Below are 12,117 nucleotides of genomic sequence, written 5' to 3'. Positions count from 1 at the left end.
TCGGTGCCTACGTGGAGCTTCCACCTCGTGGTCAATCAGCCGCTCACCCGTGAGCAGTCCGATGCCTTCGACCACTGTGACGCGTTCGCGGACGGATCCGTCGGGTACGTCCTCGGCCCGGAGAACCCCGAGTTGTTCCCTGTCTGTTCCGATCCCGAAGAGCTCAGAAAGCTGCCGTGTGATGTCGAGGCCCCGTCACTGCTGGACGCCGTTGCCCGGGTGGCTCGGGACATCCGGCTCATCCCCGGGCTGCGCGCCGTCGGTGTCCGTCATGAGGACGAGGTGGTCCTGAGCCGGATGGCCCAGCGTTGTGAGCGCGGCCTCGATGACCTGGAGCGGCTTGCCAAGGAGCCTGGGTTTCCGGCTCCGGTGTTCGACCTGAGCGAGGACGGGGGGTCGGTGTTCTATTCCTGGCGGGAGGTCGCCGCGTATTTGCGGAGTCTTGGGGATGTGGTGCCGGAGCGGGTGCCGGAGTTGGTGGTCGCGGATCTGGCGTTGCGGCTGGCGGAGGCCGTGGAGGGTGTGGACGTACCGCCCGGTTCGCTGCGCGCCCTTGGGCTGCGGGTGGACTGAGCCGCGTAGGGGAGGGAGCGACCGGGGAGGCTCAAGGGGCCCCTGTTACGTTGCGGTTGACCGGCGCGGGGGCACTCGGTGCACCCACGCGCGCAGCCGTGGTGAGCCCCAGGAGGCCCCCCGCCCGCTGGCCGCCGTCCTCGGGTCCCTGGTCTGAGCGCCCGGTCCGATCGCCCGGTCCGATCGCCCGGTCCGATCGCCCGGTCCCCGGAGGCCCGGTCCGGCCGATCCTCTGATCCACGCGCCGGCCCTCCGAAGGCCCGGCCCCCCCGGGGGCCCGCCCCGGAGGACCGGCCCCCGGACGCCCAGCCCCGGACACCCGGCCCCGGCCGGGCCGCCGCTCCGCGCGGGCGGGAGTTTTCCTCAAGGTCTGCGCGGGCGATGGGACGGTTGGTACGGTCGAACTCCACGTGAGGGGAGTGGGGTTCGGGGGTGGTCGTGGCCGGTGCCGTGACAAGGGGTCCGCGCGCGGGGGCGCCGCGGCACGTCCTGGTCGTCGCCTCGCAGTGCGACTCCCAGCAGTACCTGAAGGATCTCGACACGGTCGCCGGCGAGCTGTACGAGGTGCTCACCGATCCGGCGCTGGGGGCCTGTCAGGAGAGCCCGGTGGCCGGCGCGGAGCTCGTACGGTCGGGGAGGGCCGGCCGTGACACGGTGGACACGGCGGTACGGGCCGCGATCCACGCGGCGGGCAGACAACACGCGGTGCTGGTGCTCGCGTTCGTCGGGCACGGCCAGTCGCCGGAGGGCAGCAACCGGCTGTACTACCTGGCCGAGGCGACCGGCGAGGAGGACGCGGCGGGCTCCGTCGATGTGAACTCCCTGGTCACGGCCGCGGCGAACCAGGACGGCATCGCCGGAGTGGTGCTGCTGCTGGACACCTGCCAGGCAGCGGCGGGGCTGCCGGGCCTGGACGCCCTGGTGGGCGGCTACGCCAAGGGCCGGACGCGGGTGACGGCCCTGGCCGCGGCCCCCGCCCAACAGAGCGCCTTCGAGCTCGACTTCGGCCGCACCCTGACCCGGCTGATCCGGCACGGCTTCCCCGGGGAAGGGGAGGTGGTGCCCCTGCGGGCCTACCGTGAGGCGCTGATGTCCGAGCTGTCCGACCAGGACGCGGCATGGCTCGACTACGACGGCTCGGTCACGGCCGACGAGGGGCTCTGGCTCGCCCACAACGCCCGGGGACCGCGCTGGACGGCGGGCCTGGAGCTGGGCGAGCTCGGCGCCTGCGACCTCCGCGCCGCACTGGACTCCTGGCCCGGCGGCGGCCTGTCCGGGGCAGCCGTCACGGAGCCCCTGCGGGCTCTCCGGGACCGGGCGGCGGCCGACCCCGGCCGCGGGGCACCGCGGGTCCGGGAGGTGGCGGACGCCCTGCTGGTGGTGGCGGACACCGAGCGGGCGTTGTTCGACTGGGCGGGCAGCGCCCTGACGACGTACGTCATCCAGCGGGCGGTCGCCGCGCTCAACGCGGGCCAGCAGGGCGGCCGGGAGCCGTTCCACCCGCCGCCGGAGCTTGCCGGGCGGGAACTGCTGCGCCATCTGCTGGAGTTCACCGCCCTGCACGCCCCCCGGCTGCACGGCCGGAACGTCCGGCACGCCGCCGCGTCGGCGCTGGCCCCCTGCCTGATCGCCCTGGCCCACGCGTGCGGGCTCGACTGCGCGGACGCGCGGGCCGACCGGTGGGCGGAGGCGGCCGGTGCCCTTCCGGCGCTGGGGGACGCCCGCCGGCAGCTGGCGGCCTGGCACGGTGACCGGCGGATCAGCCTGATCGTCAGCCTGCACGCGGCCCGGGTCGACTGGCCCGACTCGATCTCCGTGTGGCTGCGGGACGGGGACGGCTGCTCGCACGGCGAGGTCTTCGAGTGCGTCCCCAGCCAGGCGGGCGTGGAGGCGGTGCTGCCGGAGATCCTCTACTGGGCGGAGGACCGGTTGCCGCCCGGCGCCCGGCTGCTCCAGGTGGACGTGGTGGTCCCGGCGGCGCTGCTGCCCGCGTGGCGGCCCGAGGAGGCCGAGGCCGGGCTGTACCGGCTCGGTGTGGACCGTACGGTCACCCTCCGCTGGGCCGACCGGTTGTTCGTCCCGCGCCATCTGCGCGGGATCAACGACCGGGCCCGGGAGCAGCTGGAGAAGGCCGAGAATCAGGTACCGGTGGATGGCGAGGCACCGGTGGACTGGCTGGACGCCGAGGCGACCCGGGAGCCGAAGCGGCTGAAGGAGTTGTGCCGGGACGGGGGGTTCAACCGCGCCATCGGTATCGGTCACCGCCCCGCCGACCTGGTGGAACTGGTGCAGCTGCTGCTTCCGTACACCCCGGTCCTGCTCTGGCCGGGGGACGAGTCCGGCCCCGCGGCCCGTACCCAGGTGGCGCTGGGCCGGCACTGGGCCGGCCTGCCGGGCAAGTTCACGGCGGCCTACCTCGCGCGTCTGCGGGCCGCCGCCGGGCGACCGGCCGCCGGGCCGCCGGAGGCCGTGACACCAGGTGCCGGGCCGCCGGATACCGGAGCACCGGCCGCCGGGCCGCTGGGCTCCGAGGGGTCGGCCGCCGGGCCGTCCGGCGCCGAAGTGACCGTCCATGAGACCGTCCATGAGGACGACTTCGCCTCGCTGGCGGGCGTTCGGTCGGCCTGGCACGACCTGCCCTGGCTCGACGTCTGCGGGTGGTTCGGCAGGTCGGGCGGGCACACCGAGACCACCTCCACGAGGAGTGTCCGATGAGCTGGAACACGTACTACCGGGGCACCGGCGGTCCGCGCGACGTCACCCTGCCGGAGCCACCGCCCTGGCGGACCTTCCCCCGTGCGGCGGACCCGCGTACGTTCCAGCCGCCCGACGGGCTGACCGACGCGGTGAACGCGGCCGTCTATCTGCACCGGCCGCTGCTGATCACCGGCGCGGCGGGCAGCGGCAAGTCGACGGTGATCGAGCAGGTGGCGGAGGAACTGCGGCTGGGGCCGGTGCTGCGCTGGCACATCACCTCCCGCAGCACGCTCCAGGACGCCCTGTGCCGGTACGACGCGCTGGGCCACATCCACGCCCTGCGCATCGCCCAGTCCCGCGCGGCGGTCCCGCCCCCGCCGCCCGGCCCGGCCACCGGGAGCGGAGCACGGACGGTGCGCTCCGCCCGGGAGCTACAAGGGGCGGCGCGGGAGCCGGAAGCGATACGAGAGCCGGGGGAAGTACGGGAGACGAGGGAAGTACGAGAGCCGGGGGAGGTACGGGCGACGCGGGCGACGGAGGAGATCCGTCCGGAGGTCTGGGCCGAGGGCGGCGGGCCGGGAGCCGGGCCGGCCGAGCGGCCCGGATCGCGGCCGCCCGCTCGGCCGGAGACCGGGTGGCCGGGCGCGGACGACATCGCCCCGTTCCTCCAGTTCGGCCCGCTGGGGACGGCCTTGCTGCCCGGCCGCGAGCGGCCCAGGGCGCTGCTGATCGACGAGATCGACAAGAGCGACCTCGATCTGCCGAGCGACTTGCTGGACGTGCTGGAGCGGGGCGAGTTCAAGGTGCCGGAGCTGGTGCGGCACTCCCGGCGCCGGGTGGGGGTCCGGCGGTGGCCGGGGGACGGGGAGAGCGACCTCCCCGAGCGGTTGATGCGCCACCCGGTCGAGAACGGCCATGTCCGCTGCGACCGCTTCCCGTTCATCGTCATGACCAGCAACGGCGAGCGGGAGTTCCCGGCGCCCTTCCTGCGGCGCTGCATCCGGTACGACATGCCTCCGCTCACTCCCGACCTGCTGCGCCGGGCGGTGGAGGCGCATCTGGGGCAGCCCGTCACCGGCGACGGGCGCGAGCTCATCGAGGAGTTCGTGCGGCGGGTGGCCAAGGGCGAGGCGCTGGCGGTGGACCAGCTGCTCAACGCCGTCCGGATCGTGACGGACGAACGGGGCCCGCGGGGCGAGCAGCGGGCCCGGCTCCTCGCCATCCTGCTGCGGGAACTGTCCGGTGCCTGAGGGCAGTTCGGCCCATCCGGTGCCGGAGGCCGCGGAGTACGGGCGGGGCGATGAGCTGGGACGGGTGCTGGACGCCCTGCTGACCGCCCTGGGCGCGGGCGCCGGTTCTCCCGCGCCGGGCGCGTCCGGGCCGCCGGGCTCCTCCGGGCCGTCCGGCCCGCGTCGCCCGTCCGGGCCGCTGGGGCCACCGGACGCCACCACGCTGGCGGACGTCCTGTGGCTGGCCGCGGCGTCCGGGCCGGAGCAGTCGGGCGCGGGCGCCGGCCGGGACCTGGGCCCGGGCGTGCCGGCGAGCCCGGAAGCGGTCCGCCCCGGGGAGCCGGGCGCGGCAGCGGCGTCCGGTGCGGAACCGGCGGCGGACCCGGTGGAGGGGCCGCCGGGCACGACGACCACCGGGGCCGACGGAGCCGGCGGACCGGCCGCCCCGGGGGCGGGCCCCCGGGGCCGGCCGGGCGCGGGGCCGGAGACCGGCGCCGTTCCGGCGCCCGGGCCCGGCGGCCCGTACGGGGTCCGGGAACGGCTGCCCGGCTCCCCGGGCCTCCCCGGCCGGCCGCACGCTCCCGGGGCACTGCCCCTTTCGGTGGCGTCCGGCCGGGCGCTGCCGCACGCGGTGGAACTGGGACGGGCCCTGCGGCCGCTGATGCGCCGCCGCCGGGGGCGCCGCACCGGCCTCGACCTGGCGGCGACCGTCGAGGCGTACGCACGCGGCGGCGAGCTGCTGCCGGTGCTGGGGCCCATGCCCGAGCCCTGGTTCGATGCCCTGGTCCTGGTCGACTCCCATCCGTCCATGGACCTCTGGCGGGACGCGGCGGACGAGTTCACGGCGCTGCTGGAGAGCTCGGGGGCGTTCCGCCAGGTGCGTCGCTGGCGGTTACGGACGCACGGGGAGGCGCGGGTCACCGACGCCAGGGACCAGCCCGTCCCGGATCGGGCGGTCGTGGTGCCGGACGGCCACCGGCTGGTGTTCGTCATCTCGGACTGCACGGCGCCCTCCTGGTACGAGCCCCGGATCTGGCGGCTGCTGCGGCGGTGGGGAGCGAGTGGCCCGCTGGCCCTGGTCAACCCGCTGCCGGGCCGGCTCTGGCACCGCACCGCGCTGGACCTGCCCGCCGTGCGGGTACGTCACCGGGTGCCGGGCGGCCGGAACGCGGACCTCGACTTCACGATCCCGCCGCACCTCCGGGCGGTGCTGGACGACGAGGCGGGCTGGTCCCCGGTGCCGATGCTCGCCCTCACTCCGCACGCCGTACGCCGCTGGGCGCACGGCCTGATGCGCTGCGCGCCCGAGGGGTTCGAGGCGGGGCTGGCGAGCGCCTCGGGCGCCGTGGTGTCGCCGTTCGCGGCGGCCGACCGGCCGGCTCCCACTCCGTACGGCACCTTCCCGCCCGGCGACATCCGGCCGCCGACCACCGTCCCGGAGCCGTCCACCGGCCAGGGGGTGGCCACCGTCCCGGAGCCGTCCACCGTCCCGGAGCCGTCCACCGGCCAGGGGGTGGCCACCGTCCCGGAGCCGTCCACCGGCCAGGGGGTGGCCACCGTCCCGGAGCCGTCCACCGGCCAGGGGGTGGCCACCGGCCTGGAGCCGGCCACCGGCCCGGGCAGGGGCGGTGGACCGGGCGCGGAGGCCGGTCGGGAGACAGCCGCGGGCCCGGGGGTGGCCATCGGCCCGGGGGTGGTCGGCGGTCATGAGTCGGCCATCGACTCGGAGCCGTCCACCGGCCTGGAGCCGGCCACCGGCCCGGGCAGGGGCGGCGGACCGGGTGCGGAGGCCGGTCGGGAGACGGCCACGGCCCCGGGGGTGGCCACCGGCCCGAGGGTGGTCGGCGGTCGTGACGCGGACGGTGGCCCGGGCGCCGGTGCCGGCCGGGCGGAGACGGAGGCCGGCCGGGAGGCGGCGGAGGTACTGGTCCGGACCGGCTCCCTCCCGGCGGTACGGCTGGCCGGCCTCTGCGCGCTCTTCACCTCGCTGAGCCTGCCGCTGATCCAGCTGATCCGTCAGGAGGTGGTGCGCGAGGCGACCACCGCCGATGTGGCCGAGCTGCTGACCAGCGGGACGCTCGACATCATGGTGCCTCCGGACGGGCCGCCGGTCGTCACGTTCCGGGAGGGGGCGCGCGCCGAACTGGCCGAGCTGGCGGGACGCCGGGACGCCTGGCGGACGCACGACGCGCTGACCCGCTACATCGCCATCCACGCCCCGCGCCCCCACCGTGCCATCGACGCCGAGGCCGTCCCCGCCGCCGACCGGCTCCCGGAGGAGTTGCGCATCTTCGCGTACGCCTCGGCGAGCCTGGTGGCGGCCCTGCATGACGGCCACGTCCCTCCACCGGCCCCGGCCCGGCCCGGGCCCTCCGCGCCCTCCGGGCCGGTCTTCCCCGATCCGCAGCGCAGCGCCGCTCTGCTGATCGGGTCGGCGGCGGGCGGCGAACAGGCTGAGGCGGTCGCCTGGGCCCTGCACCGGATGCGCCGGCTGATGATGTCGGCGGAGGGCTGGAATCTGGCGGCGGACCGCTGCGTGGTGCTGCTCGACCCGGGCCCCGGAGAGATCCTGGACGCCTTCTGGACCGTCAGCGGGCCGATCGACGACGCCCTGTTCGTCCATGTGGTCGGGGACGCTCATGTGCTGCATGAACTGGAGGAGTACCACCACCGGCGCTTCCCGCGTGCCGAACGGTCACCACTGCCCCGGCTGATCGCCGACGCGGTGGGTGCCCGGCACGTGATCATGACGGAGGACTGCTGGGTCCCACCGGGCGGCCGGTGGGAGTCGGCCCCGGACACACCGATGGTCCCCCGTCCGGAGGTGGGGACCAGCACGCAATGGCTGGTCGTGCGGCACGACCTGCTGGACCGGGACGCTCCCCCGTGCTTCACCTCCCGGCTGCTGGACCTGCTGGACCGGGGAGTGCCGGCCGGTCCGCCCGTCCTCACTCTCGGGTATCTGTCCCGGCACTACGGCCGGAGGCGGGGTACCCGGTGGCCCCAGCACAGCTACCGGGAGACCCCGGGCCCCGGTTCGTCCCTCGCCCTTGTCCGCAACAACTGGTCCGCCGTCCCGGCTGCCCCGGTGCCGGACATGCCCCGGGAGCGGCCCGCCCCGGCCGAGGAGCCGGATCTCCCCGTTCCCGCGCTCCTCGCCGCTCCCCCGGAGGACACCTCGCACGCCACCAGGCTGCACACCGTCCTGAGCTGGGCCTGTGCCTCGATGACGGGACACGGGGTCATCAGCGACAGGTCCGCGGAGGGCCGGGACGACGAGGGCAGGGTCATTCTGACGCGTACCGGGCTGCCGACCGCCCTGCGGTGGGCCGAGATCCGTCAAGTCACCCCTCATATGCGGTCATTGCGCTGGGAGGTGTACGACTCCGAGGAGGCCGGCCCCGTGCTGGGGGAGGCCCGCGTCGACGCGGAGCTGGTGATCGAAGGGTTCGTGAGGGCAGGTGACCGGTCATCGGCCGGAGCGGCCCGACCGGTGGACGCCGAACCGACGGAGCCGGACGCCCTCGGCCAACTGGTGTCCCTGCGGCGGTCGGTGGGGCTTGTCTTCCGCACGCGTACCGGCCCCGGGCCCCACCTGGACGTGGAGTTCCTCAGTGCCGGAGCGCCGGAGTACCTGGTGGAGTGAGCGCCCCGGGTCCGGCGGGCACCCGGGAGCCGATGATCACCGTGGCGTACCGGTCCTCGCACTCCGCCACCCGGGCGGAGAGGCCGCCCGCCGCGACGGCCGCGCGGGCGGCCCCGGCCTGCCGCTCGCTCGTCTCGAAGAGCAGGCATCCGCCCGGCGCCAGCCAGCCGGCCGCCTCCTCCGTCACCCGGCGCAGTACGTCCAGCCCGTCCGCCCCGCCGTCCAGCGCGACCAGGGGTTCATGCTCCCGCGCCTCTCCGGGCAGCAGCGGAACCTCCTCCGTCGGCACATAGGGGACGTTGGCGAGCAGCACGTCCACCCGGCCCCGCAGTCCGGCGGGCAGGGGTGCGTACAGATCACCCTGGTACACCCGTCCGCCCACCGTCGTGACATTGCGGCGGGCGCACCGCACGGCGGCCGGGTCCACGTCGGCGGCGTGCAGCTCCGCCCCCTCCACCACGCTCACCAGCGCGACCCCCAGCGCCCCTGAGCCGCAGCACAGGTCCACCACCACCGCGCCGGGGCGGGTAGCCGCGACGGCCTGCTCGACCAGGAACTCCGTACGGCGGCGCGGTACGAACACGCCCTCGTCCACGGCGATGCGCAGTCCGGCGAACTCCGCCCACCCCACGACGTGTTCGAGCGGTGCCCCGGCCACCCGCCGCTCCACCAGGGCGCCGAGCTCCACGTCGCCGTCCGACGCCGCCCGCAGCAGCAGTTCCGCCTCCTCCTCCGCGAACACGCACCCGGCCGCGCGCAGTCGGGACACCACCCCACGGAGGGGTGACTCGATATCTCCCACGCGGCCATCCTCATTTCCCATGCGGCCATCCTCGCACCGCCCGCCCCGGGGCCCTCTCGTCCTGTTCGGAACGCCAGGATCCTCAACCGGGTGTGGAGTCCTCGGCGCCGTCCATGGCGATGGCCTCCATGGCGCGGGCGAGTCGCTCCAGGGCGCGGACGGTGTCATGGAGGCCGTCCTCGCCGAGCTCGACAGCGAGACGGTCCGCCAGCCGGGCGTGGCCGGGGTTGATCCGGGCTATGGCTGCCCGGCCCTCGTCGGTGGGGCGCAGCAGCTTGGCCCGTCGGTGCGCGGGGTTGGGGACGTACTCCGCGAGCTTCTTCTCCACCAGCAGGTCCGCTATCCGCTGGACGCTCTGGCGGGTGATGCCCATGTGCCGGGCGATCCCCGAGACGGAGAGCGGTCCCGTCAGCACCGCGCCGAGCACCTGCCACCAGGCGGCGGTGAGCCCGGCGGGCCGGGCGAGCCGCTCGGACTCCGCGAGGAACTGACCGTTGAGCCGGAAGACGCCCAGCGCGGTCCGGCTGAGCAACTGTTGTTCCAGCCGGCGTTCCAGCTCGGTCTCGGCCCGGCTCATGCGTTGAGCTCCTCGTAGGCGGCGGCGTCGGAGTCGTGGAAGAGACGGAACCAGGCGTCGAGCCGGTCTCCCTCGAAGGCTCCCATCCGGCCCAGCACCTCCCGGGCGAAGGCGACCGGCTCGGTGGGGCCGGCCGTGATCAGTCCGCCGTCGGTGACCGCGTCCGCCTCCACATAGCGACCGCCGCCCCGGTAGCCCGTGGCTTCGAGATAGGGCAGGGCCGCACTGGTGTGGGACCGGTCGTCCAGCAGCCCTTCCCTGGCCAGCCCGGCCGTGGCTCCGCAGATGGCGGCGACCGGCACGCCGCTCTCCAGGAAGGTCCGCGCCCGTGCGGCGAAGGGGGCCAGTTCGTCGCTGGTGTCCCACAGGTCGGCGCCCGGCAGGACGAGCAGCGCGCTGTCCTCGGGCCGGAGCCGGGCGAGCGGCAGGTCCGGGGTGATGCGCAGCCCGCCGATGCTGGTGACCGGCCCGGCGCCGAGCCCCACCGTGCGGATCTCGAAGCCGCTGCGGGCCAGCCAGGCGGTGGCGTGGCCGGTCTCCCAGTCCGCCAGGGTGTCGTACACGGCCAGGTGGACCGTGCGGGCGCGGGGCACCCCGGTGGCGGTGGCCGGGGCGTCGAGCGGGCCGTGGACCGGATCGTCGGTGGACATGGTTGCCTCCTGCCGGGCGGGAACGGGCGGTAAGCGCGGCGTGGCTACTTCAATGACAGAATGTTGTCACTGCGCCAGCGTGCTGTCAATAGGTCTCGGTAAATCGGATGTCTGTCCGGCCCGGGGCGGCGCACGGCATCCCCGGGCCCTCGGGTCTCGCGGTCTCCGGCCCCCCGGCCCTCACTCCTGCCGGCCCCCGGCACCGAGGGGACGGACGGGTGGGCCCCCGGGTCGGGCCGGAACCCCGGCCCCGGCACCGAGGGGACGCCCGGGCCACGCCGGCCCCCGGGACAGGTCGGCCCCCGGGTCGGGCCGGAACCCCGGCCCCCGGCCTCGCGTCCGACCCCCGGCGCCGAGCGGCGCCGTCGCACCCGACACCCTGCCGACCCCGGGGGCTCCCGCCGTACAAGATGGCCATACCGGGGTGGGCCCGCCCCTCCCTACTCTGGGGCGCATGACCCCTCTGACCCCTCGTGGCACCTCCGCACCTCAGCCCGACCCGGAGACCGGGGCGGCCGTCAAGGCCGCCGACCGCGCCCATGTCTTCCACTCCTGGGCCGCCCAGGGCCAGATCGACCCACTGGCCGTGGCCGGCGCCGAGGGTGCGTACTTCTGGGACTACGACGGCAACCGCTACCTCGACTTCGCCAGCGGCCTCGTCTACACGAACATCGGCTACCAGCACCCCGAGGTGGTCGCCGCGATCCAGGAACAGGCGGGCAAGCTGGCCACCTTCGCGCCCGCATTCGCCGTCGACGTACGGTCCGAGGCGGCCCGGCTGATCGCGGAGCGCACCCCCGGCGACCTGGACAAGATCTTCTTCACCAACGGCGGCGCCGAGGCGGTCGAGAACGCGATCCGGATGGCCCGGCTGCACACCGGCCGCCCCAAGGTGCTCAGCGCGTACCGCTCCTACCACGGCGCCACCTCCGCCGCGATCAACCTCACCGGGGACCCCCGCCGCTGGGCCTCGGACACCGCGTCGGCGGGGGTGGTCCACTTCTGGGCGCCCTTCCTCTACCGCTCGCCCTTCTACGCGACCGACGAGGCCGAGGAGTGCGCCCGGGCGCTGGCCCACCTGGAGGACACCATCGCCTTCGAGGGGCCAGGCACCATCGCGGCGATCATCCTGGAGACCGTCCCGGGCACCGCCGGGATCATGACTCCGCCGCCCGGCTACCTGGCGGGCGTGCGCGAGCTCTGCGACCGGCACGGCATCGTCTTCGTACTGGACGAGGTGATGGCCGGCTTCGGCCGCACCGGCAGGTGGTTCGCGGCCGAACACTTCGGCGTCGTCCCCGATCTGCTCACCTTCGCCAAGGGCGTCAACTCCGGCTATGTGCCGCTCGGCGGTGTCGCCATCTCGGCCGAGATCGCCGCGACCTTCGACACCCGTCCCTACCCCGGCGGCCTCACCTACTCCGGCCACCCGCTGGCCTGCGCCGCCGCCGTCGCCACCATCGAGGTGATGGCCGAGGAGCGGATCGTGGAGCGGGCGGCCGAACTGGGCGAGCGGGTGCTCGGCCCGGGGCTGCGGGAACTGGCGGAGCGGCATCCGTCGGTCGGCGAGGTGCGCGGGCTCGGCGCCTTCTGGGCGCTCGACCTCGTACGGAACCGGGAGACCCGGGAGCCGCTGGTGCCGTACAACGCGTCCGGCGAGGCCAATGCCCCGATGGCCGCCTTCGCGGCGGCGTGCAAGAAGAACGGCCTGTGGCCCTTCGTGAACATGAACCGCACCCACGCCGTCCCCGCCTGCAACATCAGTGACGCCGAGGCGAAGGAGGGGCTGGCGGCGCTGGACGCGGCGCTCACGGTGGCGGACGAGCACACCGTATGAGCGGCGGGCGAAGGCGGTGAGTGCTCGGTACGGCCGGCGGACGCATGTCCCGGAGGACGGGGGCGGTACGCGAAGACGGACAGGTGCGCCGGACGGGGGCGGTACG

General features: G+C 75.3%; 8 protein-coding genes. 5 read left to right on the top strand and 3 right to left on the bottom strand.

The window, feature by feature from the left end; translation table 11 throughout:
- Nucleotides 1-3 precede the first annotated feature (3 nt).
- The 4 genes from NX801_RS24050 to NX801_RS30825 all read left to right on the top strand — a co-directional run bounded on the left by NX801_RS24050 (nt 4) and on the right by NX801_RS30825 (nt 8,145).
- A complete protein-coding gene (locus NX801_RS24050; protein ID WP_258789972.1) occupies nt 4-573 on the top strand; it encodes a hypothetical protein in 570 nt (189 codons plus the stop codon).
- Nucleotides 574-1,023: 450 nt separating this feature from the next.
- Nucleotides 1,024-3,288, top strand: a complete 2,265-nt coding sequence (locus NX801_RS24045) for a vWA-MoxR associated conflict system protein (RefSeq protein ID WP_258789971.1) — start codon at nt 1,024-1,026, stop codon at nt 3,286-3,288.
- Entirely contained in the window at nt 3,285-4,520 is a 1,236-nt protein-coding gene (locus NX801_RS24035) for an ATPase (RefSeq protein ID WP_309505884.1), read from the top strand. Before NX801_RS24045 ends, NX801_RS24035 begins: the two co-directional genes overlap by 4 nt.
- Nucleotides 4,513-8,145, top strand: coding sequence for an SAV_2336 N-terminal domain-related protein (locus NX801_RS30825; protein ID WP_309505883.1), 3,633 nt, complete (start codon nt 4,513-4,515; stop codon nt 8,143-8,145). Before NX801_RS24035 ends, NX801_RS30825 begins: the two co-directional genes overlap by 8 nt.
- Here NX801_RS30825 and NX801_RS24025 read toward each other — a convergent pair.
- The 3 genes from NX801_RS24025 to NX801_RS24015 all read right to left on the bottom strand — a co-directional run bounded on the left by NX801_RS24025 (nt 8,111) and on the right by NX801_RS24015 (nt 10,174).
- Complete coding sequence (locus tag NX801_RS24025; RefSeq protein WP_258789970.1) at nt 8,111-8,968, bottom strand: putative protein N(5)-glutamine methyltransferase; 858 nt, start codon at nt 8,966-8,968, stop codon at nt 8,111-8,113. The genes NX801_RS30825 and NX801_RS24025 overlap by 35 nt on opposite strands.
- A gap of 61 nt (nt 8,969-9,029) precedes the next feature.
- The gene (locus tag NX801_RS24020) at nt 9,030-9,524 is read right to left on the bottom strand and encodes a MarR family winged helix-turn-helix transcriptional regulator (RefSeq protein ID WP_258789969.1); all 495 of its coding nucleotides are present in this window, start codon (nt 9,522-9,524) and stop codon (nt 9,030-9,032) included.
- The gene (locus tag NX801_RS24015) at nt 9,521-10,174 is read right to left on the bottom strand and encodes a DJ-1/PfpI family protein (RefSeq protein ID WP_258789968.1); all 654 of its coding nucleotides are present in this window, start codon (nt 10,172-10,174) and stop codon (nt 9,521-9,523) included. The genes NX801_RS24020 and NX801_RS24015 overlap by 4 nt, the downstream gene beginning before the upstream one ends.
- Before the next feature lie 454 nt (nt 10,175-10,628).
- On the opposite strand from NX801_RS24015, the gene NX801_RS24010 reads away from it, so the two are divergent.
- On the top strand, nt 10,629-12,011 hold the full coding sequence (locus NX801_RS24010) for an aspartate aminotransferase family protein (RefSeq protein WP_258789967.1): 1,383 nt from the start codon (nt 10,629-10,631) through the stop codon (nt 12,009-12,011).
- The last annotated feature ends 106 nt before the right edge of the window (nt 12,012-12,117 follow it).

The sequence above is a fragment of the Streptomyces pyxinae genome (genome assembly GCF_024756275.1).
GTDB lineage: Bacteria > Actinomycetota > Actinomycetes > Streptomycetales > Streptomycetaceae > Streptomyces > Streptomyces pyxinae.
Note: the sequence above shows the minus strand (reverse complement) of the source record. Positions and strands in the feature narration are given on the sequence as shown.

What these genes read in the sequence shown, in the direction of transcription:
- NX801_RS24020 (WP_258789969.1), bottom strand. Translation starts at nt 9,524, where the DNA reads ATGAGCCGGGCCGAGACCGAGCTGGAACGCCGGCTGGAACAACAGTTG.
- NX801_RS24010 (WP_258789967.1), top strand. Translation starts at nt 10,629, where the DNA reads ATGACCCCTCTGACCCCTCGTGGCACCTCCGCACCTCAGCCCGACCCG.
- NX801_RS24035 (WP_309505884.1), top strand. Translation starts at nt 3,285, where the DNA reads ATGAGCTGGAACACGTACTACCGGGGCACCGGCGGTCCGCGCGACGTC.
- NX801_RS24015 (WP_258789968.1), bottom strand. Translation starts at nt 10,174, where the DNA reads ATGTCCACCGACGATCCGGTCCACGGCCCGCTCGACGCCCCGGCCACC.
- NX801_RS24025 (WP_258789970.1), bottom strand. Translation starts at nt 8,968, where the DNA reads ATGGGAAATGAGGATGGCCGCGTGGGAGATATCGAGTCACCCCTCCGT.